The following is a 24,048-nucleotide window of genomic DNA, read 5'->3' on the forward strand; positions in this document are numbered from 1 at the left end:
GTAGTGGAGGATTGATGAAACCCATCAAATGATAGGATTATCGATTGAAAGCAATCTTACCTTGTTATATACTTAAATGGTAGCAATGCTACGATTTTTATGCGGTCATTTCGTACATGAAACGTTTCAGGTATAACTATAGTTGGATGAATTTAGAATGTTAATTATTGCAGCAGTTAGTCTGCTTTATGGGGTTGGGGCAGCGCTGATTGCCTCTCGCCAAAAGCGAATGAAATTGGCCTTATTCAGTCCGATTGCATTCGCAGGTGGGTATCTCCTGTTCGCCCTTGGGATTATATTTTTAGAAGACTTCAGGATCCTTTTTCCATATTCCATTCAAGTATATGGAAGCACCCTGATCGGCAAGACGCTGCTGGCCAGTTCCTTCATCTTGGTTGGCTGGCTTGTGGTGGATGCATTCATGGAAAAGAAAAGAGAATATGTTCCTCTATGCATTGTTCTGATTATCGGAATTCCCACTGTCTATTTGAGGACTTTCGCCACAGACCTATCTGCATTATCTTCGACGATACCTAGAGATGGATACTTAACTCAGTCGACAGATTATTCCTGTTCTGCGGCATCTGTTGCCAACCTATGCTTTTCTTTGCTGAAAACGCCCATCTCCGAAAAAGAAGCTGCTGAAATGATGAGACTCAGTAAGTTTGGCGGAAGCGTTTGTCAGATTGGATATGCCCTGGAGCAGAATGGCCTATTATTTAAGGAAATAGACGCTAAGCCTATCGAGGAAGTATCATTTCCAGCCATACTAGTCGTGAACTATGGCAAACTGCAGGATGGGCATGCCATTTTGGTACTCGAAAACCGGAATGAGAAATTCTTAGTTCTCGACCCTCTCATGGGGAAAGAAGAGGCGAGAAGTGCAATTTGGTTTCACCAGAATTGGAATGGCTTAGGTATTGAGGATATATCCAACCAAGCCCAGGTGGCAATGCCATAGGCACCCTCATGTAGCCACCGCCTAGCGATACAGCTCAACTGAATTCCGCACCGCCGACATCTCCGGGACCTTGATGACGCCCTTGCCGGGTGCGCGCATCTAAAAACCATCAGTGTTTTTCAGCAAAAATCACTGGTGGTTTTTTACCGAAAACACCAGTGGGTTTGAAAAGACGTCTAAAAGCGCATGCTTGGTGCGTTCCAGTAGTATCAGGTTTTGTTTATCACTGGCGATCTTCCCTTGTCATGTGGGCAATCGGCAGCAATGATGCGATATGAACGCACCCATTGGTGCATGAAACTCAAGGATAATTACAGTTCTGCGGAGGAAATGAATCGACTACTGCTCCCATTGATAAGCCTGCTTCCCTTCGTCCTTACAGCTGAAGAAAAGAAAATGGAGTTCACCGACTTTGAAGATCTTGTAGCTCAATCTACTGATTATATGCGCGCCCAAAACGAAAAGAATAACCGTCTTTTCGGGATTGGAGACTACGCTAGATACGAGTATGACCTCTTCCGAAGCGTAATCTGGTGGAGCGACGAAAAAGAACCGAAGGTCAGAGCTAAAGTCACAGTTGTCGGATCCACATCAACAAAATCCGATACTTGGATGTGGGCATGGGCGAACCCACATTTCGGCGACATAGAAATTGGTTTGATTGAAAAAGTAAAAGAATTTGGAGAAAGAGAATCTATTCAGAAGTTAGTTGAGAAAAAGTGGGATGCTGATGAAATCGATGGCTGGGAGATGACCTCTATTTCGGGACGGTTACTTGAATCTCAGGGTGCATACAAATCACCGGGAACGAATGGTTCGCTTTTCCTTCTTTACGATGGACTAGAATTCATCCCCGAAGAGGAAAAGGAGCAATATAGACCTCTTAAAAAGGATGGGGCGGAGCCAGACGCAGGTGGCAACGGCTAAAGCCAGGCCACAGTTCGACGTTAGAAACTCTAAAAATGGAACCTCCAAGCAAAACCAACGCTCCTCTTATTTCATTCATTTGTGGAGTATGTGGACTATTTGGTGGCCTAGGATTCATACTTTGCTGGCCAGCAATCATCTTCGGCCATGTGGGGCTCAAGAAACTGAGCATCATGGAAAAAAGGTCAGGGCGATGGATGGCAATTTGGGGACTCATTCTTGGCTATTTTTACTTAGCACTCCTTTTCTTCGTGCTTGGCTGGATCGCATGGGAGGACGCGCACGGGAGAAATCCATGGAGATGAGATTTATTCTATTTAGTTGCTCCATAAAGCTCCGGCCATCGCTCCACGATGACCTGCGCTTATGAAATTAACGTTACCGCCACCTAGCGATACAGCCCGATGTAATTCTGGACCGTCGAGATCTCCGGGGTGTTGATGAGGCCGTGGCCGGGGGCGCGCATCCAAAAGCCGGTTGATGGGCCGCCGTCGAGGTTGAGCGCGTTGACGATGTCGAGGTGTTCGCGGACGGCGTCGGATTGTAAAATCTCGGCGATGCCGAGGAGTGTGGCGCTGTCGCACATGCCGATGAGGAAGCGTCCGTCGCGGCCTTCGCAGATGAAGGTGCGCGCGTGGTAGCGGTCCTTGCCGAGGCCTTGCTTGGGGATCTCGCCTTGGTAGATGAGCCACGGGCCGGATTGCAGGAGCTGGGTAATGGCGTCGGAGTCCTGGAAGTCGTCGCGGTGGAAAATCGACAGCTCGCCGTCTTGGACCTGCACAACGCCCTTGATCCAGGTGTCGCTTTCGAACTCACCCGTGCGCCCGCCATTGCTGACTTGCAGGCCGCGCGGCGTGAAGGCGGCCACTTCGTAGAAGCCGCCGTTGACGCCTGCCACGTAGTTGCCCTTCGACATCGCGTAGGCTAGCTTCTGAACGCGAGGCAGGCCGAGGTGGTTCATGTTGTCCATCACCCGGAGCTTGATCTTTTTCGGGTCGAAAATACAGAGGTCGAGCTTGGCGGTTTTGCCGTCTTGCTCCACTTCGAGGTGCTGGTATTCGAGGTCCGGCTGCTCGGTTTGCGCGGGGAGGGGCAGGACGGCAATTACGCTCAGGAAGAGGGAAACAAGGAGGCGATGCGGGGGCATCATTAATTATATCACCTCGGCGGCCCGCCCAAAGTCATCATTGACGTTTTGCGGGAACTGGAGACGATGTTTCCCTTGGTTATGTCGCAAAATCTTTCCAACGAACCTTTGGTCATCGCCGGTCGGGAGTTCCCGAGCCGGTTGTTGGTCGGCACGGGCAAATTTGCCTCCAACGAAGTGATGCGCGATGCTTTGCGCGAATGCGGAACCGGCCTGGTGACTGTCGCGCTCAAGCGCGCAAACCTGTCCGACAAGGCTGATCCGTTTGCCGACATCCTCGACTTTCTAGAGCCCGACCGCTACCTGGTGCTGCCGAACACCGCCGGCGCCATGAACGCGGAAGAAGCCGTCCGACTCGCGCGCCTGTCGCTCGCCGCTGGGCTGCCGCAGTGGGTGAAGCTGGAGATCCACCCGGACCCGAATTACCTGCTGCCCGACCCGATTGAGACGCTTAAGGCCGCCGAAATCCTCGTGAAGGAAGGCTGGACCGTGATGCCCTACATCAATGCGGACCCCGTGCTCGCCGCGCGTTTGCAAGACGTCGGCTGCGCCACTGTCATGCCGCTGGGCGCCCCGATTGGCAGCAACCGCGGCATCGAAACCCGCGCGCAGATCGAGATCATCATTGAGCAAGCCCGAGTCCCAGTGGTGGTCGACGCCGGCATCGGTGCGCCGTCCCACGCCGCTGAGGCGATGGAAATGGGCGCGGACGCCGTGCTCGTCAACACCGCCATCGCTGTAGCGAGCAACCCGGCCAAGATGGGCCAGGCCTTCGCTGCCGCCGTCGACGCCGGTCGCGCCGCCTACGAAATGGGCCTCGGCCCCACCTCCCAAACCGCCAACGCCACCAGCCCGCTCACGGCGTTTTTGGGGTAGTCGGGGTTAAAATGCTTGCGAAACTTGCAAGAAATGGCAAGGTGGATGTATATTATACATGAAAGCAGAGGATCCTTGGAGCATTTCGAAAGACTATGCGACCAAGTCTTCGTTCAAGAAGTATGCAAAAAAACATCCAGATGAGTACACGTCCTGCTTTGCAAATTTGGATAAAATCATCTCACTTCTTAATGGAGGCACTAAACTAGCTCAATTGAAGATCGGATTCTTCCGATCAGAGAAAGACGACTTATGGCGAATTGGACAGACTCAGGTTCAAGATGCCCATGAGACTCGTCTGTATGTTTCTATAAATGACGTTACCAAAATAATTCATATCTTGAAAATCGGAGATAAATCGTCTCAGGCACAAGATATACCAGATTGTAAAAAAATAATCCGTTCAAAGATCAAAGCATCTTCCACCAACCTTTCCCAGAAGGACCAAAATAAACGGCAATAATATGTCCACCACACGAAATGTCGCACAATTGGCCGCTGAATTAGCTGATGACACATCGCTCGAAGAGAGGATTAATAATAAGATTAAATCCTCAAGACTCACTACTAGCCTGATTGATTTACGTTTATCTAAAAACATAAATCAAAAATCTGTCGCAGAGAGAATGTCATGTGATGCCAGTAAAATCTCACGACTAGAGTCGGGCAGTGATTTCGATTGGAAATTCACCGATGTTGCCCAGTACGTTAATGCAGTCGGGTATTCTATGCATATATCGTTTTGCGATGAAGAATTGCCTTTGGCAGACAGAATAAAGCAAAACGTTTTTGAAACAAAAGAACTGTTGGATGAATTGGTTGAACTAGCAAATGATAATGGTGATGACGGTATTCTCGTCGACAAGATACACCAATTTTTTGGCGAAGTTTTATTCAACTTCGTAACTAGATTTAGCGATTCAAAAGATAACTTACCACCAAGTTTAAGCTATGATGAGGGAAAGATCTCTGAGTTGCTTGACGATGATTCAGTAGGGCAGGGACAATTGGCGGAGTGTTAGTAGACGAGTTAGTCGTTATTGTTGGCTGTATATGATAGCTATTCAATTCGGCTCCTTCAGCTCCACCAACAAGCCGCGTAAGTCCAGCGGGCGTGTGAACATGCTGGGGTTGCCGTCGGCGCTGCGGGGCCACTCGGATTGCGGGCGGTCGCGGTAGAGTTCCACGCCGTTTTGGTCGGGGTCGCTCAGGTAGAGCGCCTCGCTGACGCCGTGGTCCGACGCGCCGTCGAGCGGGTAATCCGCCTCCAGCAGGCGCTGGAGGGCGTCCGCCAGTGACGGGCGGTCCGGGTAAAGAATCGCCAGGTGGTAGAGGCCCGTGGTCCCGTAGGGCGGGGGCTTGCCGCCTTTGCTTTCCCAGGTGTTGAGGCCGATGTGGTGATGGTAGCCGCCGGCCGAAATGAACGCCGCCTGATCGCCAAAGCGCTGCACGAGCTCGAAGCCGAGCACGCCGCAGTAGAACTCCAGCGAGCGGTCGAGGTTGGCGACCTTCAGGTGCACGTGGCCAATACTGGCTCCGGGATGAATCGGTTTGTTGTTTATAATATATCTTTATGTCGAGATAACGTCATTTGCAATGCGTCGCTTAACTTTTATTTCTAGACAAACATTCCGGTTTGAAAACGCGGGCATTCGTGCGAAACTAGCCTGATGTCCACACCACGTAAGTACCACCATAGCCACGAAGCGCCGGTCGGGATGTTTTCCGAAGCGTTTGCACGGCTGCCGCTGGAGCAACTCGCCGATCAGTCGCGCGAGGCGAACTTGGCGCGGGTGGATACGGTCTTGCGCCGTGGGCGGGCGACTTCGCTTGAGGACTTTGCCGCGCTGATCTCGCCGGCGGCGGGTGAGCGCATCGAGGAGATGGCCGCACATTCGCAGCGGATTTCGCAGCGCTTTTTCGGGAAGACGGTGCGCTTGTTTGCGCCGATGTATCTCTCCAACGAGTGCGTCAACGTGTGCAAGTATTGCGGCTTTTCGCGGCACAACGACATCCCGCGCGTGACTATCCCCGTGTCGAAGGTGGTCGAGCAGGCCGAGCGCCTGGCGCGGCAGGGCTTTCGTTCGCTGCTGCTGGTGGCGGGCGAGCACCCGAAATGGGTGTCCAACGGTTACGTGGCGGAGTGCATTAAGCGCACGCTGCCGATCATGCCGGCGGTGAGCATCGAGCTCGGGCCCATGCACACCGAAGAGTATCATCATCTGGTCGACGCCGGTGCCGAGGCGCTGATCGTTTACCAGGAAACGTATTACCAGCCGACCTACGAAGAGCTCCACACGATGGGGCCGAAGAAATACTTTGCCTGGCGCATGGACACCGCGGAGCGCGGTTACGACGCCGGTTTCCGACGCCTGGGCATCGGCGCATTGCTCGGTCTGCATGACTGGCGTTTCGAAGCCATGGCTGTGGCCGCGCACGCGCAACACCTGCTCCGCAAATGCTGGAAGGCGCAAGTCTCCGTGAGCCTGCCGCGCATGCGCCCGGCGACGGGTGGCTGGCAGCCGAAGACCGAGCACCTGATGGGCGACCGCGAGCTTGTCCAGACGATCTGCGCGCTGCGCATGCTGATGCCGCACGTGGGCATTACGATTTCCACCCGCGAGCCTCCGGCCCTGCGCAATGGCATTGCCCCGCTCGGGGTGACGCTGATGAGCGCGGGCGCCTCAACGGAGCCCGGCGGCTATGACCACTTTGATGAAAATGCTTGGCAGCCGACCAAGGAGCAGCCCGGCGAGCAATTCCACATTGCTGACGAGCGCGCACCGGCCGACATCGCCGCGATGATTCGCAGTCATGGTTATGAGGCGGTGTGGAAAGACTTCGATCAAGTGCTCGTGACGGATCCATCGCGCGAGCTGGCACCCGCATGAGCAAGCGCGGGTTCAGCCTGAAGCGCTTCGCGATCCTGCTGGCGGTGTTGGTGGTTTTGTCGGCGGTGGCATTTGTCAGCGTGTTTTGGTCGCGTATCCAGCTTGGGCTGAAGTTCCCGGGGCGTGTGGGCACGGCGGCGGATCATTATTTCTTCGACGGCAGTGAGACGGAGGGTTTCCGGTATTTAACGTTCACCTTGGGCGATGGCGCCGAGTGGAAATTGGTCGAGGCCAACACCCACGGCCAAGACTCTTTGCCCACATGGCTAATCTTCATGGTGCAAGGTCCGGACAAGCAAACGCTGATCCTCGAAGAGCGCTTCGACAAGGGGCGCATGTTGGACATCGGCAACAGCTTCTTTACGCATGCCTTCGAGCCGGAGCCATTGGAAGTGGCGCGGCAAACCGCGAGTGAAACCATCCCCGCCGACTCGCCTTACCTGGCCTTGATCCAGGCGCGCAACTCCGAAGAGCTGGTTGTCGCAATGCAGGCGATGGGCTTTCGGCGGACGTCGTTTTAAATTTTCATTCGCGTTCATGCGCGCGATGTTTACCTCTATCAACATGATCAAGATCACCGCCAACGGAGAAACGTTTTCCATCGAGGACGGCACGTCGCTGCCGGACTTCCTGGCTGAGCGCGGGCAGGCGCCGGAGCGCGTCGTGGTCGAGCGCAACGGCGAGGCGCTGACGCAGTCCGACGCCAAGGCCGCGACGCTCGCCAGCGGCGATGTGCTGGAGATTGTCCGCATTGTAGCCGGTGGTTAGTGATGGCTGATCTCGCTACAATTGAGGCCGCTCTGCGGCAAACGTTGGCCGACGGGAAAATCTCCCGCAGCGAACTACAGGCTGTGCGCGGGCTTTTGCGTGACGCTGAGCTGGACAGGCGCGAGCTGGCGATTCTGCGCGCAAAGATTTTTGACTTGGCCCGGAGTCAGCTCGATGCCGGCAATGCCCTGGAGCTGATCGACTGGCTGGAGGATGCGAGCAAGACGGTGCTCGAAATCCAGCGCAAACCGCCGCAGCAGATTCAAAGCAGCGCGTATTTCAGCCCGGGTGTTGACTGCCTCAATGCGATTATCGGCAGTCTGCGCAGCGCCCGGAAGTCGCTGGATATTTGCGTTTTTACGATTACGGATGACCGCATTGTGGAGGCCATTCTGGATGCGCGGCAGCGAAGGGTCGCGGTGCGCATTGTCACCGACAACGACAAGGCGCGCGATGCGGGCTCCGACGTGCGCCGGATGGACCGCGCGGGCGTGGCCGTGAAGGTGGATGTCGCCCCCGACCACATGCACCACAAGTTTGCGCTGATTGATGGCGCCCGCCTGTTGACCGGCAGCTATAACTGGACGCGCAGCGCCGCTTCGCACAATCAGGAAAATCTGCTCATCACCAACGACGGCAGCGCAGTCGAAGCCTATCAGGCCGAGTTCGAAAAGCTCTGGCGCACGATGGCGGATTATTAGCCGGCGGCCTGCTGGAGCAGCATGTCTTTGGCGTCTTCGAGGCCAGGCGTCTGGATCTGGCTGAGGATTTGGCGGGCCTCTGCGTAGTGCTGCATGTTGATGAGCACGCGGGCCTCCTGGAGGCGAATCCAGTCGCGTTCAGCCGGGTCCGTGGAGCTGACCTCCAGCTTGCGCCAGAGGGCGCGAGCCTTGGGCCAGTCTGGTGCCTCGACGTCGAAATAAGACTCCGCGTAACGCTGGTTGAGCTGGCGGTTGTTTGAGTCGAGTTCGTGGGCTTTGGCAAAGGCATCGAGCATTTGTTGATCGAGCAGGGCGGGCTCCAGAGCATCGCGCTCGATCAGCTCGGCGCGGTAAGTGTGTAGCAGTTCGCCGATCTGGTAGGCATAAACAGGCTCGTTGGGCTCGAGTTCGGCGGCGGAAATGTAGTAGGCCAGGGCGACGCTGGGCTCGCCTTCTTCGGCGAGGTAATTGCCGATCTGCTGCTTGACGACGGCAATGTTGGGATCGAGGCGGTTGGCGCGGAGGAAGGCGATGTTTGCCTGCTCGCGCTGGCCGATATCGCGAAGCATTTTGCCGTAGAGAATCACGCCATAGACATTGTCCGGGAAGTCGAGGAGGTAGGACTGGTATTGGGTAAGGACTTCCTTGATGAGGCGGTCGTATTCCGGGTCGCGCAGCTCGGCTCCCTCGGCGCTGAGGCGCTGGTAAAGACTCTGTTGGTTGTCGTAGATGTCGCGCAGGCGTCGGTCGGAGAGTGTCTCGCCTCGGGGGGCGCCAAACTCGGGGTTGGCGTTTTGGATGGCGGTCACGCGCTCGGCGCGGGCCTCGCGTGTGGCGTCGGATTCGTCGTCGCTAAGGCCGAGCCAGGTGCAGCCTTGGAGGGCCAGGGTGAAGATCAGCGCGGCGATGGGAAATCTTTTGTCCATAAAGCAAATAAGCGGCGCATTTCGCGTCGCTTATGTCAATCCATCATCGGGACGTGGTTAGTGAGAGCAGCCGCAACCACCGCCTTGGCAGCAGCTGCTGTTGCCGCCTTGCGGGGCACCGCTTGCCGCGAAGGTGGAGAATTGCTTATGCAGGTGTTCGCCACCGCATTTTGGGCACTTGGGCTGTTCGCTGGAATTGCGGACGAGCAGCTCGTGGTCGCTGTCACAGTCCGGACAATGGTATTCGTAAATTGGCATAATGGCCGAGTGTGGCGATTTGCGCTCAAAATGCAATCATGCCGTTCTTGCGCATCGGCGGGTAAATTATTAACTCTCAATCTTGAGAGGGCGCTGAAGAGGCTAAGGCGATAGTTTCATTTTGCGCCGGTAACTGGCGTAGCCGAGCAGCACAATTGTTAGCAGGGATACGCCGACGCCGATGGTGAAGGACAGTGGTTGGTAGCTGAGTACGATGCGTTGGTTGTCGCCACTAGGCGCATAGACGGCGATGAGTCCCTCGTGATCAATCACTACGTGGCCGCTGGGGCTGGACCAGTCGGGGCTGTAGTTTTGGTTGATCACTAGAATGTCGTCCACCGGGGATGAGTAGTCAATTTCCAGAACGTTGGGCGACCAGTAGGCATAGGCCGAGGTACCGCCTTGTAGTAGGTGGACTTCGCCTCGGTATTGCCGGGATTCCGCCGGGACGGCATGCGGCCCGAAGGTCATCATTTCGTAGGCGCGAATTGAGCCGAGATTGGCTTTGGCGTGCGCATACATTTGGACCTCGTTGCCGAGCACTTGACGAAACGGTTGCTCGGCCTGTTGGGGTAACGGTGCAATGCGAAAGACCGGTTCCAGCAAGGTCCGGTTTTGGTAAGTGATGTCGCCGATGGTCCAAATCGTAAGGGCAATGACGGCTGCGGTGGGCAGGGCCGTAGCGAGCTTGGGGTGGTTTTTAAATGCCGGTAGCGGGGCGTCTTGACACCGCTGGCGGAGCCTGAGCTCCAGCGCGGTCACGCCGGTGGCAAACGCGATGCCCAGCGCCAGTAAAAACCCGGGCAGGAATCGCGTCGGCACGTGCATGGATTTAAAGACCGGCAGGTGGTGTAATATATCCCAAGGCGAATACGGAAACAGGCTACCCAATGCCAGCAAGACAAACACCAGGCCGGGTGCCACGGCGGCGGCGAGGAGCTTGTTCGTGCGCCAGCGGGTCGCCAGGCAAATGAAGAAAAACACGATCGCGATGACAGCCGGGATGGCCCCAATGTAGGCCGCATATTCAATGAAGGCCCATTTGGCATTGGTCAGTAATTCCGGGTGTGCGTGAATGTCTGGGACGGTGAGGGCGTTCCAGAGCATTGTCGGGCTTAGGCTGTCGGTTGAGTCGATGTGGCGCGGAAAACGTCGGAAGAAATCCAAGAATGGCAGCAGTTTGACGGCGGCCAGCCCGCAAGTGATGGCGACCAGCTGTAGCATGCGCCAGATCGGCGTCAGGCTGCGAGTGAGCCCGGCGTAAATTAAGGCGATCAAGCCGCAGTAGATCAGGACGTGGGGCACTGTGTAAATGCCACCCTCAAAGAGCATCAGCGCTATGAGTAGCGCGGCGGGCCATACCGGGCGCTTGTCTCTTAGACAGCGGAGCAGAAAGTAAATGACCCACGGGAAGTAGGCTTGGGAGAAAAACCAGGTGTGTCCGCCGATCATGCGGTGGGCGTAAATGCCGTTGCCCAAAATGATCAGTGCGCCAGCCAGCGAGATGATTGACCGTGCGCCGAGATAGCGGCAGAGCACCCACCCGCCGATCAGCCCGATTGCCAAATGCAGAAACAGCTCCAGCTTCAGCGCGACCGGGGTGTCAAAGGCCAGATGCAGCCCGAAAAATGGCGTGATAATGCGGGTTTGTGGATAAGCCAGCAAGGCGTTGCCGCCGGAATAATACGGGTTCCAGAGCGGGAGTTGCCCATACTCCAGCACGCTTTTGGCGGGGACTTCGTGGTAGAAAAAATGCTGATCCCAGTCGGCAATGCCCTGGTTGTGAATGTTTTCGAAAACAGGGCTGCTATAGGCCAACGCCACGAGCATCAGCAGGACGAAATATATCCAGCTGCCTTTGTGATTTGGGCTAGTTGCAGGCCGATTCATTCCCGTGGAATATGATAGGCCATGCGGTCAGCGCAAGGTCGTCTTTCGCAGGTCGTGAAAATGCCTAAACAGAGAAGCTTTCGCCGCAGGAGCAGCTGCTCTTGGCGTTCGGATTGGTGAACTTGAAGCCGCCGCCCACCATCTTGTCCGAATAGTCCATAATGGTGCCCTTCAGGTAGAGTGCGCTCTTCATGTCGACCACGACTTTCATGCCGCTGGTGGGCACGAGGATGTCGCTCTTCTTGGGGGCGGCGACGAACTTCATTTTGTAGGAGAGGCCGTTGCAGCCGCCGCCGTTGATGGCCACGCGCAGGTATTCGCCCTTTTGCTCGCGTTCGATGAGGGACGTCGCCTTCTTGCCGGCCGACTCGGTGAGGCGGATCAGGCGTTCGTCGCCAATGCGGACATCGGCAGGCGGATTTAGCGTGGCTGGATCAGACATACTCCCTAATCAAACCCGCTCCGCGCAAAAAATCAAGCTTAGGCCCAAGTATCAGGCGCCGGCGTCTTGTTCGTTGAACTTGCCCAAGTATTCCGTGATGCGCTGAGCCTGAATCCGGTAAGAGCCTTCGCGACGTGGCGGACGCAGAATCATGAGCGTACGTCTCTCTGGATAGAACCGAAGTTTATTGACGAGCACCTTGTGGATTTTATCGCCATCTTTCACGACCAAGCCCACGGGAATTTCGTCCTCATAATAATCGCTGATATCAATGGCTCGGTTGGCGCCGGGTGTTATCTCAATTTTTTTGTCGCCCAGAATTCCGTGGAAGGTAGCGGCGGTGCTATTGAAGAACAGCAGGCTGCCTTCCGGGAACTGTGAGTCGTCATATTCCATGCAATGGCTGGGTAATGGCAGTGGTTGCTGCTGTCCATTGGCTGGTTCTAATATGACGAGCCATGAGCCGCGGACTCCAGGCACATACACTTGGTATACCGGCGTAAGCACCATAAAGCCTTCCGTGCCTAGTTCCTTGCGGAAGACCGGCATCGGGTTGGGCCCTTGATAGGAGTAATAACCTGAGCGCTCGCGCGGGTTGAGTTCCAACGCCACGGCGTCGTTGAGGTCCGGCTCGCCGTCTCTGGTGTAATAGAGTGTTTCCTTGCCGACATCGGAGGACAGAGGAAGCGTCGCAAAGCGAATGTTCAGCGTGGGGCTCTCATCCTCACCGAGAGCCAGGGCGTTCTGCGTGAGCAGCAGAGCGATTAATATACTTCCGATTTGTCTAACCATCGCCAGGAAACGATTTCAAATTCACGTGGATTGGATTCAAGGGCGTTGTCCTCTACTTGGCCACTCGCATTTGTGAGGTTGGGGAGTCGGCGGACAACCCCTTCTGCCCAGGCTTGAGCCGTGACTTCGCCGGTAATCGCGTTGCGAGCATCTCCGTAGGAGCGAATCAGGAATGTATCCGAGCGGGAGGTGAGCAGATCGGCTCGTTGGGCAGCGATGTCTCCCTGCGTAATGTATACATTGGAGTTTTCCAGAATGTCTTTATTGATTTCGGTCTCCTCCAAGAGTTCATCGATTATACCTGAGTCGAGGAATTCATCCACGGATGCATAGGGCTCACCGCGCTGTTTGAGGTGGTCGACGATGCCTTCCGCAATAATCAGCATTTTTTCATGGGCATCGGTGGGATCGAGCTGGCGCATACCTTGTTCATAAACCGGCGGCATGGTCACGCTGGCACCCGTGCTGCGGAGTACTGATTCGTTGGTTACGATGTCTGGGTGCTCGGCTGAATAGTAGGGCATCCGGGTGAACAGGTGGCGTGCGGTGATGTTGTCGCCGGTGGCATCCTCGATCACGCCGCGGCTGCTGAGGAAGCTCATCCATGCCGCGACTGAAGTGCTGTTGATGTTGAAGCCCCCGTTGAGTAGGGCATTGGCCGCAACATCCTTGGCGGAAAGCATCGAGACTTCCTCCAGGTAGGACAGGTGCGGGTTGGTGTCTGGCGCTGCGCTTCCGGCCATGGCAACTCCGGAGTTGGCGACAAAGTATTCGTCGAAGATTTCGTTTTTCGCGTCTGGGTGGGTGGAGCCCAGGGTAGCGAGAGACTCGTTCATGACGGGTAGATTGCGCAGGGCACCTAGTGATACGAAGTCGCTGTCTTTGCGGGGAATGTCGTAGGCGAGGATGGAGACGTTTCCGGTTTCGCCGCCGCCAGCATACTCTAGGTGTTCGCGTTCCTCGTTGACCTTGAATATGTCCAATATGGAGAAAAATTCAGAAGCGTATTGGGCAGCGTCCGCTGGGTTGGTGCTGGCCTGTAGAATGTAGTCGGACACTTTGTGCTCCGAGCCGTCTTTTCCGGTGAATGTCCCTTGGGCGTCGAGTACTGGGTCACGTATGTCGAGTCCTTCGATCAGCTCTTTCAGCAGGCCCGGGTTGGTCTCGTCAGTGTCGAGACGATAGTGGTAGGCGATCGTGTAGTCTCCTTGAGTATAGGAGCTGCTGCTGCTGCGTGAAAAAGAGTCGCCGCTATTTCCTGCGCTGCTGCGAAAAGTTTTTTCGATTTCGAAGTCGTCGAATGCAAGGTTCTCAATGACGAAGACTTCATTGCCAGATTTGTAGTCTTCGACGATGATTTTTAGGCCGTTATCCGGGTGGACTGCGCTGATTTTAATTTTGTCCGCATCATCAGGTCGGGTGTCTTGGTTTCCCGACCAGCGGATAGTGCCGAAGTCTCGAGCCAAACCATAAGCTTGAGTGTTGGGGTTCGGTTCGGTGACGCCGTAAACTTCGCCTGGTCCCAGCTCTGGTTTGTTGAGGGAGCTGATGGTCGGTATCTCAACCCAAGAGTTAATGGTCTCACGGTAGTTGCCATCGGCGTAAGCGGAGAAATCATTGAGGTCCTCAATGATCGTCGGCGCTTTCATGTTGCCGGAAATTTGTTCAATGGTGACCGTGGGCAGGTTTTCAAAGCGGACGGTGAATGCGCGGTCGTATCTGGAGTCGGTGTCAGAAGCGTAAATGAGTGGAATGGTGTAGGGGTTCCAGAATTCGCATTGCAGGTGGAAGCGGATGCGTAGCTTGGCATCAGTCCATGTATGAAAAATGCCGATCCATAGCGTCAGTTCCGTGGGGATGGCGCGCGGTTCGAAGTAGGGTTCGCCGTCGGCGATGCCGCTGGTGCTGTCGGTGCTTGCGTCGAGGGTGTCTTCGTAGCCCACCAGAAAATCGCGGGTGGCGCTGTTGGCGATTGCATCGGTCAGGGTGTCATCAAATAAATTGCGCTTCAGGCCGCCATCTTTGGTGTTGGCCAGTACGGACCAGGTATTGGCAGTGGCGTCGTGCGAGAAGCCGCTTGATCGCCAAGTTGGGAAAGCGGCGTCGTTACTGTTTGTCAAGTCGATGAGTGCAAACTGATCGTTGGAAATGGCGTTGGCTAGCATGTCGCCGAGATCGCTATTGGCATTAATATCGAAGTTGTCGGTCGTCGTGGTGGTGTAGCCTGCTGAGTCCAAATAATTCAAGTCAGGAACTATGCTTTGGTATTCCAAATAGCGTCGTTCTGTTTCTTGAGTTGGGAAATCCGCGACTCTCTCCATCGCACTCAGTGAAAGTTTTTCATTTTCACCGCTGATCCAGTAGGCGTAGTTGCCAACATGGGTCTGGTTCTCAAAGACTTCAACTGCTGGCGCATTGACGGCGGGGATTATTTGGCCAGTTATCGGCGAATATGTGCTTTTAACCAATTGAGCTGTGTCGGAGGGCGCAGTAGTCACCACGGGGCTGCCGGAGACTAGCCACACGGGATCTTCGCTCATGTCGGTGGTGTCCCAGACGCCGGTCCAATACTGGTTGGAGGCATCGTAATTGCCGTCGCCGAGGATTTCGGCGCGGGCGGTGACGCGTTGGTCTGCGCCGGCGGCTTGCTGTAGCTGGCCCAGGGCGACTAGAAGGCCCAGCCGGGCGTTTTCTTTGGCGGTTGTCTCAGCTTTCGTGTGGCTCGCGGTGGCAAGCTCGACCTGAGTCAGCGTGGACATGCTGAAGATCAGCAAGAAAATAAAGGACATTAGGGCTAGCGCGGTGACGAGCGCGAAGCCGCTTTTACTCCCATTTTTGCGCAAATGGGAACCTTTGTTTGGTTGAGTATACGATTGGCTATTCATGCCTGAAGTTCAAGAAAGCAAATTGCATGCGAGGGTAGCCTTACCGTGCGAAAAACACGATAAAACTCAAGATGATGGCGCCGCTGACGACGAAGTTTAACCTCGGCGTCACAGAGTCAAAGGACCCCGGTTGCTGAACGCTAGGACATTATTTATTAGGCAAGGTCTTTAAAATCAGACGCTTATCAGTGGTAAATCGCTCTTGGGCGAAAGCGGTGAGCTGATCGAGGCTCAAATTGTGCACACGATCCGGATATTTTCTCCAGGAGTTGACCGGTTGGCCATAAAGTGCGTTCAGGCAGGCGTGCATGGCGCGGGAACCCGGAGATTGCTGGCCCTGAGCGCGGCGAACGACGAGACGTGTTTTGCAAGCCGCCCATTCCTGCCCGGTGAAGCCGCCCGCGCGGGCGCGCTCGACTTCGGCCAGGATTTCGGCCTCCACCTCGTCGGCCTGCTGCTTGCTCGTGCCGGCGTAGAAGGTGAACATCCCACAGTTGAGCCCGAGCATGCGCTGGGACCCGACAAAGTAGGCCATGCCTTTCTCCTCGCGAACCTTTTGGAAGAGCTGGCTGGACATGCCGCTAAAGAGCTCGTCGAGCGCCTCGCCGGCCAAGTAGGCGTCGGCGTCGACCACCCCGCTGTCCGGGTAGCTGACGAGGACAATGGCCTGCTCGCGGTCGCGCTCCAGCAGGATGCTGCCGGTTTCGGCGGGGGCGTCGTGCGCGGGGGAGGCGAGGTTGGCAAAGTCGGCTGGCAGGGCTTCGAGGATCGGCCCGAGGGTGTTGACGACTTGGTTGCGGTCAAACTGACCCGTCACGGCGACGAGCGCATTGGGGCCGGCGAGCAACTGCCCAGCAAGCGCGCGGACGTGGTCCGGCGTCAGCGACTTGAGGTCGTTTTCGAGCCCGAGGTAATCCACCGCGTAGGGGTGGGCGCCGAAGTATTTTGCGCGCATCTGACGGCGGCTCCATTCGAGGACTTCGTCGTCGTCTTCCTGGAGGGAGGCGATCTGCGCATCGCGTTCGATCTCGAACGTCGTGGGCAAATACGAGGCGTGGTGAAGCGAGTCGCTGAGTAGCTCGGCGGCGAGGGGGAAGTCCCCGCTCAGGGTCTCCACGGAGAGGCCAAAGGTGTTGTTGCCGACATGCTCATCAAAGCTGCCGCCGACGGATTCAATCGTCGCCGCGACTTCGGCTGCGGTCCGCTTTGAGGTGTCGCGCGCGAGGAGCGTGGCAAACACACCAGTCAAGCCGCGCTGGCCGACGGGGTCCCACAGCGGGCCGCCGCGGGAGACGTAGCGCACGTGGGTCTTGGGCACGCTGCCGCCGTTTTGCAGGAGCAGGCGCGCGCCGTTTTTCAAGGTCACTTCTTCAAAGTCGGGCAGGCCGGCGCCGGTGTTGATCGACGGCGCGGAGACGGTTTCCTTCTTTGGCTCGATGGAGGCTGCGGTCTCGGCAGTTTCGACGAGGTAGCGCGAGGCGGCCTGAAGCACGGACTCGGGCGTCAACGCGCTGAGGCGGCGCAGGTGCTGTTGCGGGAAACCGAGGTCGCCGGCAACGACTTCCGCCGATCCCAGGCGCGAGGCTTGGCCACCAACGGTTTTGCGGGAATTGACTTCGCCTACGAGCGCTTGGCGGACAATCTTGGCGAGCTCTTCGGGCTGCGGGGCGCGGGTTTGCGCGATGGAGAGCTCACTGCGGATGGCGGCTTCGACGGCTTCGCGTTTGCCCGGGTCGCAGAGGTAGCTGATCCAGAACAGGCCGTGGTCGCCGGGGTTCCAGCAGCCGGCGGAAATGTTGTGCACGAGGCGTTGTTTTTCGCGAAGGCTTTGCCAGAGCCAGGAGCTGGCACCGTTGCCGAGGAGGCGGGCAAGGACGTCGAGCGCGGGGGCGTCTTCGGCACCGAGGCCGGGCACCTTGAAGCCGATGAAGCCGCGGACGATGTTGAAATCGCCCGTGGAACGGTCTTCGCGGGGGGCGAGTTGCGCGGGCTCTTGTGGCACGTAGGCTGGGGCGAGCTGGCGCATCGGCTTTTGGCCAAAATGTTCCTCCGCTAGGGCGCGGCACTCGGTCTCGGACAAGGCACCGACGACGACGAGCACGAGGTTGTTCGGCGCGTAGCGGCCGTGGTAATATTCACGGAGGTCGTTGGGCGTCACGCCCTCGAAGAGCGCACGGTGGCCGATGACGGGGTGCCGGTAAGGGTGCTCGCGGAAGGCGGTGTGCGCGAAAGTGTGGAAGAGGCGGCGGTCGGGGTCGTCGAGGCCCATATCGATCTCGCGCAAGATGACGTCGCGCTCGCGGATGATTTCGTCTTCCGGCAGTGAGGCGTTGAGCGACATGTCGGCGAGGACGTCGAAAATCGTGCCTGCGGCGTTGGACGGGCCGTCGATGTAGTAAACCGTGCGGTCGAAGGTGGTGTAGGCGTTGATGTAGCCGCCGCAGCCGTTGATTTCGCGGCTGATGTCCAGCGGACCGCGCTTTTCGGTGCCCTTAAAGAGGAGGTGCTCCAGGTAGTGGGACAGGCCGGCGCCGAGCATCGCGCCCTCGTGGATGCTGCCGGTCTTGACCCAGGTTTGCACGGAGATGAGCTCAGCGGCGCGGTCTTCCCTGTGGACGACGGTCAGGCCGTTGGCGAGCTGGTAGCGGTGGATGGTTTCCTGGGCAAGCGCTTCGATGAGGCCAGCATTGGCAGAATAATCGGGCATGCGGGGCAGGTAACAGCTTTGTGCTGAAAAATGAAAGCACAAAGCGTCGTCGCTGTTACTGACTGGCAAAGAATGAGCCGTAAACGACGCCGATCAGGTTGTCTGGCGTCACGTAGTCGGCGTCCTCATATCGGTTGTTGATACCCTTCACGGTCCAGTAGGCGCCCTCTCTCTCACCCAGACGATGAACCACGCGCATGCCCTGAAGGTTGTGGTAGGCAATGAGCATGCCCGATTGCAGCTCATTGAAAGCGATGGGCGTGATGATCAGGTATGCGTTGTCACCGTAAAGCGGCTGCATGGAACTGCCTTGCGCAGGTGCGCTCAGCCGCCCCTCCTGCTCATGCTCTACGGATCGCGCCGCGCGGCTGGATTCACGGAATGAAACCGCAGAGGCTGGTGCCGATAAATTAGGCGAATCATTCGTTACGCATCCGCATAAAAGCATGCTTATGAGCATCGCCAGAGCGCTCACTGTGCCCTCTGATTGCATGCCTGTTAATATAGTTTAAATCATTCGGTTAATCAATCGGGTTGAAGCTGTATGTTGGAGTCAGTGAATCAATGATGCGGGATACTGGATTTTACGATTATTTCATCAAGCATGCATTCAATGCTGGTGCATGATCCGCAGCCTGAAAATATACAGTAGTGTGGCTAATTATACAGAAGCTGCACATTAAAAATACAACGTCGAGTGGCTACCCGAAGAGCTTGATTTGAAGTAAACTTTGGGCATGAACTTTAAACGCCTCCACCTGATGCTCGCCTGCTCGATTCTGATGCTGGGTATCCGCGCAGAATCAAGGCAGATTGAAGTTAATTGCTCGACGAATGTATCGCTGCAACAAGCGATCAGTGATGGTCAGAAAGTTGCCGAGCGCAATGCTGGCTGGGAGGTGATGCTTGGTGGTGGCCAATCGATGGCTCCCTACTTTGGCAATGGTTCAGTTTTACTGGTGGATGAGGCCCCAATGAGCAAGCTGAAGCCCGGCATGATGGTCGTCTTCGAAGACGAAGCCGGTGACTTGGTTGGCCACTGGCTGATGCGCAATGAGGATGGTCGCTGGATTACCCGAGGGGTAAACAACCGCAGGGATGACCCTGGCAGTTTGAACGCCCATAACTACCGTGGCGTGATCTTTGGTGTGCTGAACTCTGCCGGAGAGGATCCGGCTGGGCTTGCTTACGCCGCAAAGTGTGGCATCCCGCGTGTGCTGGGTAAAACCCGCTAACCTATTACATTGAGCAGTGTTTGCACTCCATAGTTATCGTTATCACTACTGATCGTGAAAAGAGCCCCGGGTTATCCTGGGGCTTTTTCATCGGTTGGCTGATCCGAGATTTGGGAGTGGGGATGCAGCTTTATTCGCCGTAAATGTTGACCAAGCCGTTGGCGATGGCGAAGCGGGTCAACCCTGGCGCATCGTGGATGTTCAGCTTGGCAATGATGCGATTGCGGTGTGTTTCCGCAGTCTTCACGCTGATGCTCAGCTTTTGTGCAATTTCCTTGTTGCTGAAGCTCTCGGCAATGAGCTTGAGAATTTCGACTTCGCGGTTGGTCAAGTCATCCAGGCTGAAGGATTGGTCTGGGTGGATCATGATTTCGCGCATGATTTCCGCAACCTTGGGGCTGAAGTAGCTTTGGCCTTCAGCAACTTTGTTGATCGCGGTTTCTAGGATTTCCAGACTCTCGGTTTTCTGCACGAGCCCGCGGGCACCAGCTTCGATCATCTGCTTGACCAGCATCTTGTTTTGGAAGGAGGAGAAGCCGAGAACGTGGAGGGCTGGTTGCTCCTTGTGGAGGCGCCTCATCAAACTAATGCCGTTTAGACCGGGTAAAATGACATCCAAAATGAGCATGTCCGGCTTGAGCTCACGGGTGATTTCGTATCCTTTGAGGCCGTCGCCGGTTTCGCCAACGAGTTCCAGCATGGGGCAGTTTTCAACCAAAGCACGGGTGAATTCACGTAAAATGGTTTGGTCCTCGATTATTACGACGCGTTTCATTTGAGTATAATAATAAGTCGCAGCTTTTGGTTTGTCAACGACCGGTGGGATTATCCCTCTTAATAGATGTTTGTAATAAACCGAAGTTTATAAAGATTTAAACCCTAGATCTCGCATTTGGGGTGTTTATGATAAATGAGTATCGGGAATTATGCTGATAGGCAAGGGGATGCAGATTGTATAGGCAAGGTTTTTTCCTTACATGATAGCCTTGGTGACTGAAGTTTATGCCTCTGGCGTATTTAGATTAACCTCTCATGGGCGAGATGAGGCGCTTTGGATTCAGGGCGGCGTTGCTCCGGGCATGAAGCGCACTTCGATTCTTACGGTTTAGGTTGGACCGCCTGGTCGGGATGCCAGAGGTTGGCGCCGTTTGCCGGGGAAAAACTTTGGGTAGGGCTGAGCCATTCGGTGTGGCCATCGCAAAATACGAAGCCGGCTAGATCGTTGCTGCGGATATCGAGATCGTGTTCGGCATCCGCAGTGCTGGCCCAATCGTGCGCCATAAAGTGGTCACTGCTGTCTAGTTGATTGGTGGCGAAGATGACGGTTGATTCCGGGTGTGGGGTGCGGTAGACGGTGTTCCAGCGCTGAGGTTTGCCATCGTAGTCATCCAGTTCGCCGAGTTGCAGGTAGACGTTGAAGCCATAGCTGAATTCATTGCTGTGGCCCCCGGGCGTCTCTTCGGGGTCGAGTGGGTCGCGTAAAATTCCGTTTAGGTAGTCGGCGCGGCGTGGGTCGGAGGCGCGGGTAATATCACTGCCCAGATAGGGCGCCAGGGCCAGCCACCATTGGGGGGAGGCCTGAGTGTAAGCGTGGCTGCTTTGAGGCCAGGAGCCAGCGTGCTCGATGGAGTAGAGCAGCGCGCTCGAACCCAGGTTCTTCAGGCGGGCGGTTGACTTTGCCTTTCGCGCGTTTTCGCTGACCACGCCAACGACGCTGATCAGGATGCCAGCGAGGATGGCGATGATCGCCACCACGCTTAGCAGTTCAATGAGGGTGAACGCCGCCCGGTATGGAACCAGGCGGCGTTGCGCAAGTTGAGCGCTCATTGGGTGATCAGCGTTTTCGACGGATGGTGGCTAGAGCCAACGCGCTTGCGCCCAGCAGTACTGCATACGTGGATGGCTCGGGCACCGCAGTCAGATTTAGCGTGAACGGGGCTGCCTCATAGCTGGGGTCAGCGACACCATTCTCGTCACCAATATAAACAATGCCGCTAACGCTGTAGTTGCCTACGTTGTCTGTGGCAAAAACCGGGTGCGTCATCGAGTCTGGGTATTGCCAAAGGAAGCTGGAGCCGTCTGTGCCGAATATTGCCTCGAACGTGGCCGGGGACTCCCGATAATAGTAGGCCTCGAGGCCAGCACTGACGGCGTCCAGACTGACCCAGAAATACAGGTCATCGGGCGCGGGATCGAGTGTGGAGACGAAGCCGTAGCGGCGTGTCCATGCTAAGCCCTCCTGGCTCGGATCGAGTGTGTCATACCACGGGTCGGCTGGGTTAAATGAGTCGCCGGGAGAGAGGATGCTCAGTGGCGTCATTTGCGGGACGTCGGAATCGACAACCGCCGCCAGCGTGTTGTCGAACGAGTTGAACTGAATGCTGATGTGGACCATCGGCATGATTTGGCCGACGCTGGATAGCTCGGCGGCGTGAAGGGAGGCCGCGCTGGCGGCGATCGCCAGGCAGGATGCAGAAACGAATGATTTTGAGTACATAGCTAGATTGGTTGGGTGAATACGTCAGGCGGGCGCGCCGTCGTGGCGCGTCGTCAACGGTTCGGGGGGACCAATCTAGGCTCGTGGAGGGGGTGGCTCAGGCGTCAGTCTGCGTAGGCCTGGGATACGGGGTTCCGTGGGTTGCGGCAATGCGGCCGCTGGCGGTGGGACTAAGTGCGTGGCTTGCCCCAGCAAGATCAATTTGGCTTCCTGGTGGCTGGGGAGGGCCTCCCAGTTGGCAGGGAGATTTTCCGGCGTTGGCGCTTGGCCACAGAATTCCACTTCGCCAATGGAGTGCTCAAGCGCCTCGCGGAGGCTCATGAATTCGCTGTAGCGCTGGAAGAGGTCGACTTTCTGCGCCGCAGGTTGACTCAGCATCGGCCAGACCCCCGCCAGGTTGACCACCAGGGCGAGGACAACAATTGCGCTCAGGCGCAGTTGTCGGGCATTGCGGAGAAACATTAACGCTAGGTTTAGCAATGCTTATCGCGGTGTCAAATGCGAGTTGGCGGAGAGGAAAAAGATTAAAGGAAAAAGGAAAAAGTCGCGACCGGGACGCGGTGGAGAGTCGCCATGCACGGCAGAGAACCACAACGCACGGTAGAGAACGACAATGCACATGGATTCCTTTATGGAGTGCGCCAGTCCTCTGGCGCTTTAGCATGGAACTATGTCGACATAAAACTTCTCCGTTTTCGTAAAATACTTAAAGCGCCAGAGGGCTGGCGCACTCCATATCGCAAAGAACACCGCTATCACTTTTTCCTTTAATCTTTTTCCTTTTTCCTCCCGGAGCCCCGCAGGGGGCCGGGGGAGGGGGGGGATCTTGGGCAAAAATCTATCAAAGAACACATGGGAAACCCGGGCGAGGGCCGCAATGGGCGTTCGCTTGGGGATTGGCGGGCGAGGCCAAGGCGGTCGCCAGCGGATAATCCGGGCGACGGGGGGAGTTGCCGTGCGCAAGTGGCATCAATGAGCCAAAGCCGGGCTGCCTCCGTTGGCGGGGCAGGGGATTAAAGTCAGCGGGGCGTCGCGAAATGGATTTTATCCGCGAATGAGCCCCGCCCGTGACTCCGGTCCTGGAGCATTGCAGGCGGGCGGGTGGACGCTGCAGGGCAGCGCCGTTTTGCTAGATGGGAGGGCGGTGGGGGAGGTTCATGGGTATGTGGGTTTGTAAAGTTACGAGTGGTGAGTTGGGAGTTGGAGGAGCGCGAAGCTTCAGCGAGTGCTGCGTAAGGATAGCGTTTTGTTGCGAGGCAGCATAAACACTCGCTGAAGCTTCGCGTTCCGGCAGTGAAGGCAGCATTTGCGTGATTGTTTAGACACTATCATGTAGGCGTGCTTTTACAAATAAAAAGTGCACGCTTGAGCATTTTACTAGTGAGTAGCTCTCACTATTAAACGACGTTGGTAGTCAAAGGGTTAGGGAGCCAGAATGTGTGAGAGAGCTCGCTTGTTTGCCCAACGGAGCTCCGCTTTAATCCTGGGCTATTGATGCGGAGCCTCGTAGGGGCAAGGTGGCGGTTGACGTTGGCTGGTTAGCGCTTCGGCTCGGTGATCTCCATTTGGAACTCGATGGCGCGGTCTGGGATGTTTGGGTATTGCTGAGTGGTCATCATGGTCTCCCATTGTCCGGCGGCGGGGCGTTGGATGTCTTTGTCGACATCGAAGGAGAACCAAAGCCAGGCGGCGTCGTAGCCGGGGGCGTCAGCGCGTATTGCCCAGCTGCCCTCTTTTACGCGCCGCAGGTAGGCTTGGCCGTCGGGCTTGATTTCGGCGACATGGCCCACGGGGTCTTTGGAAAAGTAGCTGATTCGTTGCTGGATTATGGCACTTCCGCTGCCGATCGGCTCCTGGGTTACGGCGTCGCGGAAGTGCAGGGTGACGGCTTTTTCCTGCCCGGCGCAACCGGTCAGCGAGATGACTGCCAGGTAAAGCAGGCAGGTGGAGATCAGAGATTTCATGGCGGTGTTGGCTAGCCTGTGGCTTATGCCCGGCAGCGGCAATGCTTCTTGTGTGGCGATTGAGTGAATTACGATTGAACGCTTTTGCCACGAATGTCGTCCAAACTTGGCAATTAACTAGCTACATTACCCCAGATTTTTACCAATTTTAGCGCTTATGGTTTGAGCTAGCCAGACGACC

At 56.2% G+C, this 24,048-nt stretch carries 26 protein-coding genes; 11 read left to right on the plus strand and 15 right to left on the minus strand.

Features of this window, described 5'->3' with window-relative positions; all coding sequences use genetic code 11:
* Window positions 1-157 precede the first annotated feature (157 nt).
* The 3 genes from RBB62_RS10585 to RBB62_RS20290 all read left to right on the plus strand — a co-directional run bounded on the left by RBB62_RS10585 (window position 158) and on the right by RBB62_RS20290 (window position 2,193).
* Complete coding sequence (locus RBB62_RS10585; protein ID WP_309398785.1) at window positions 158-961, plus strand: cysteine peptidase family C39 domain-containing protein; 804 nt, start codon at window positions 158-160, stop codon at window positions 959-961.
* Window positions 962-1,255: 294 nt separating this feature from the next.
* A complete protein-coding gene (locus RBB62_RS10590) occupies window positions 1,256-1,888 on the plus strand; it encodes a DUF6882 domain-containing protein (protein WP_309398786.1) in 633 nt (210 codons plus the stop codon).
* A gap of 35 nt (window positions 1,889-1,923) precedes the next feature.
* Entirely contained in the window at window positions 1,924-2,193 is a 270-nt protein-coding gene (locus tag RBB62_RS20290) for a DUF4190 domain-containing protein (protein WP_425499891.1), read from the plus strand.
* Window positions 2,194-2,276: 83 nt separating this feature from the next.
* Here RBB62_RS20290 and RBB62_RS10595 read toward each other — a convergent pair whose 3' ends face one another.
* Window positions 2,277-3,038 (minus strand): phosphodiester glycosidase family protein, encoded by a 762-nt coding sequence (locus RBB62_RS10595; RefSeq protein WP_309398787.1) that lies wholly within the window; start codon window positions 3,036-3,038, stop codon window positions 2,277-2,279.
* A gap of 78 nt (window positions 3,039-3,116) precedes the next feature.
* On the opposite strand from RBB62_RS10595, the gene RBB62_RS10600 reads away from it, so the two are divergent.
* Genes RBB62_RS10600 through RBB62_RS10610 form a run of 3 tightly spaced genes read left to right on the plus strand, consistent with a single transcriptional unit; the run spans window position 3,117 to window position 4,933 of the window.
* On the plus strand, window positions 3,117-3,911 hold the full coding sequence (locus RBB62_RS10600) for a thiazole synthase (protein WP_309398788.1): 795 nt from the start codon (window positions 3,117-3,119) through the stop codon (window positions 3,909-3,911).
* 58 nt (window positions 3,912-3,969) lie between these two features.
* Entirely contained in the window at window positions 3,970-4,374 is a 405-nt protein-coding gene (locus RBB62_RS10605) for a hypothetical protein (protein WP_309398789.1), read from the plus strand.
* Between the two features lies 1 nt (window position 4,375).
* A complete protein-coding gene (locus RBB62_RS10610; protein WP_309398791.1) occupies window positions 4,376-4,933 on the plus strand; it encodes a helix-turn-helix domain-containing protein in 558 nt (185 codons plus the stop codon).
* Between the two features lie 42 nt (window positions 4,934-4,975).
* Here the strand turns inward: RBB62_RS10610 and RBB62_RS10615 are convergent, their stop codons facing one another.
* Window positions 4,976-5,476 carry a VOC family protein gene (locus tag RBB62_RS10615; protein ID WP_343219085.1) on the minus strand — a complete coding sequence of 167 codons (501 nt, stop codon included), beginning with the start codon at window positions 5,474-5,476 and terminating at the stop codon, window positions 4,976-4,978.
* 105 nt (window positions 5,477-5,581) lie between these two features.
* On the opposite strand from RBB62_RS10615, the gene thiH reads away from it, so the two are divergent.
* The 4 genes from thiH to RBB62_RS10635 are packed head-to-tail and all read left to right on the plus strand — an operon-like array spanning window position 5,582 to window position 8,271.
* Window positions 5,582-6,802 carry a 2-iminoacetate synthase ThiH gene (thiH, locus tag RBB62_RS10620; protein WP_309398793.1) on the plus strand — a complete coding sequence of 407 codons (1,221 nt, stop codon included), beginning with the start codon at window positions 5,582-5,584 and terminating at the stop codon, window positions 6,800-6,802.
* Complete coding sequence (locus RBB62_RS10625; RefSeq protein ID WP_309398795.1) at window positions 6,799-7,323, plus strand: hypothetical protein; 525 nt, start codon at window positions 6,799-6,801, stop codon at window positions 7,321-7,323. Before thiH ends, RBB62_RS10625 begins: the two co-directional genes overlap by 4 nt.
* 25 nt (window positions 7,324-7,348) lie before the next feature.
* Window positions 7,349-7,570: a sulfur carrier protein ThiS gene (gene thiS, locus RBB62_RS10630; protein ID WP_309398796.1), complete on the plus strand. Its 222-nt coding sequence runs from the start codon at window positions 7,349-7,351 to the stop codon at window positions 7,568-7,570.
* Window positions 7,571-7,572: 2 nt separating this feature from the next.
* Window positions 7,573-8,271 carry a phospholipase D-like domain-containing protein gene (locus RBB62_RS10635; protein WP_309398798.1) on the plus strand — a complete coding sequence of 233 codons (699 nt, stop codon included), beginning with the start codon at window positions 7,573-7,575 and terminating at the stop codon, window positions 8,269-8,271.
* Here the strand turns inward: RBB62_RS10635 and RBB62_RS10640 are convergent.
* The 8 genes from RBB62_RS10640 to RBB62_RS10675 all read right to left on the minus strand — a co-directional run bounded on the left by RBB62_RS10640 (window position 8,268) and on the right by RBB62_RS10675 (window position 18,619).
* A complete protein-coding gene (locus RBB62_RS10640) occupies window positions 8,268-9,197 on the minus strand; it encodes a tetratricopeptide repeat protein (RefSeq protein ID WP_309398799.1) in 930 nt (309 codons plus the stop codon). The genes RBB62_RS10635 and RBB62_RS10640 overlap by 4 nt on opposite strands.
* Window positions 9,198-9,254: 57 nt before the next feature.
* Window positions 9,255-9,455, minus strand: coding sequence for an FmdB family zinc ribbon protein (locus tag RBB62_RS10645; RefSeq protein WP_309398800.1), 201 nt, complete (start codon window positions 9,453-9,455; stop codon window positions 9,255-9,257).
* Between the two features lie 102 nt (window positions 9,456-9,557).
* A complete protein-coding gene (locus RBB62_RS10650) occupies window positions 9,558-11,345 on the minus strand; it encodes a hypothetical protein (RefSeq protein WP_309398801.1) in 1,788 nt (595 codons plus the stop codon).
* Between the two features lie 64 nt (window positions 11,346-11,409).
* On the minus strand, window positions 11,410-11,787 hold the full coding sequence (locus RBB62_RS10655) for a HesB/IscA family protein (protein WP_309398802.1): 378 nt from the start codon (window positions 11,785-11,787) through the stop codon (window positions 11,410-11,412).
* A 51-nt stretch (window positions 11,788-11,838) separates the two neighbouring features.
* Window positions 11,839-12,579, minus strand: a complete 741-nt coding sequence (locus tag RBB62_RS10660; RefSeq protein WP_309398803.1) for a hypothetical protein — start codon at window positions 12,577-12,579, stop codon at window positions 11,839-11,841.
* Window positions 12,552-15,368 (minus strand): hypothetical protein, encoded by a 2,817-nt coding sequence (locus RBB62_RS10665; protein ID WP_309398804.1) that lies wholly within the window; start codon window positions 15,366-15,368, stop codon window positions 12,552-12,554. The genes RBB62_RS10660 and RBB62_RS10665 overlap by 28 nt, the downstream gene beginning before the upstream one ends.
* Window positions 15,369-15,612: 244 nt before the next feature.
* Window positions 15,613-18,171, minus strand: a complete 2,559-nt coding sequence (locus RBB62_RS10670) for a M16 family metallopeptidase (RefSeq protein WP_309398805.1) — start codon at window positions 18,169-18,171, stop codon at window positions 15,613-15,615.
* A gap of 55 nt (window positions 18,172-18,226) precedes the next feature.
* Window positions 18,227-18,619, minus strand: coding sequence for a S24/S26 family peptidase (locus RBB62_RS10675; protein WP_309398806.1), 393 nt, complete (start codon window positions 18,617-18,619; stop codon window positions 18,227-18,229).
* A 289-nt stretch (window positions 18,620-18,908) separates the two neighbouring features.
* On the opposite strand from RBB62_RS10675, the gene RBB62_RS10680 reads away from it, so the two are divergent.
* Entirely contained in the window at window positions 18,909-19,406 is a 498-nt protein-coding gene (locus RBB62_RS10680) for a S24/S26 family peptidase (RefSeq protein ID WP_309398807.1), read from the plus strand.
* A gap of 130 nt (window positions 19,407-19,536) precedes the next feature.
* Here the strand turns inward: RBB62_RS10680 and RBB62_RS10685 are convergent, their stop codons facing one another.
* The 5 genes from RBB62_RS10685 to RBB62_RS10705 all read right to left on the minus strand — a co-directional run bounded on the left by RBB62_RS10685 (window position 19,537) and on the right by RBB62_RS10705 (window position 23,867).
* Entirely contained in the window at window positions 19,537-20,181 is a 645-nt protein-coding gene (locus RBB62_RS10685; RefSeq protein ID WP_309398809.1) for a response regulator, read from the minus strand.
* A 323-nt stretch (window positions 20,182-20,504) separates the two neighbouring features.
* Entirely contained in the window at window positions 20,505-21,233 is a 729-nt protein-coding gene (locus tag RBB62_RS10690) for a type II secretion system protein (RefSeq protein ID WP_309398810.1), read from the minus strand.
* Between the two features lie 7 nt (window positions 21,234-21,240).
* Entirely contained in the window at window positions 21,241-21,903 is a 663-nt protein-coding gene (locus RBB62_RS10695) for a PEP-CTERM sorting domain-containing protein (RefSeq protein WP_309398811.1), read from the minus strand.
* 75 nt (window positions 21,904-21,978) lie between these two features.
* Entirely contained in the window at window positions 21,979-22,365 is a 387-nt protein-coding gene (locus RBB62_RS10700) for a hypothetical protein (RefSeq protein WP_309398812.1), read from the minus strand.
* A gap of 1,076 nt (window positions 22,366-23,441) precedes the next feature.
* Complete coding sequence (locus RBB62_RS10705) at window positions 23,442-23,867, minus strand: hypothetical protein (RefSeq protein WP_309398813.1); 426 nt, start codon at window positions 23,865-23,867, stop codon at window positions 23,442-23,444.
* Between the last annotated feature and the right edge of the window lie 181 nt (window positions 23,868-24,048).

Source organism: Cerasicoccus maritimus (assembly GCA_031296935.1).
Taxonomy (GTDB): domain Bacteria; phylum Verrucomicrobiota; class Verrucomicrobiia; order Opitutales; family Cerasicoccaceae; genus Cerasicoccus; species Cerasicoccus maritimus.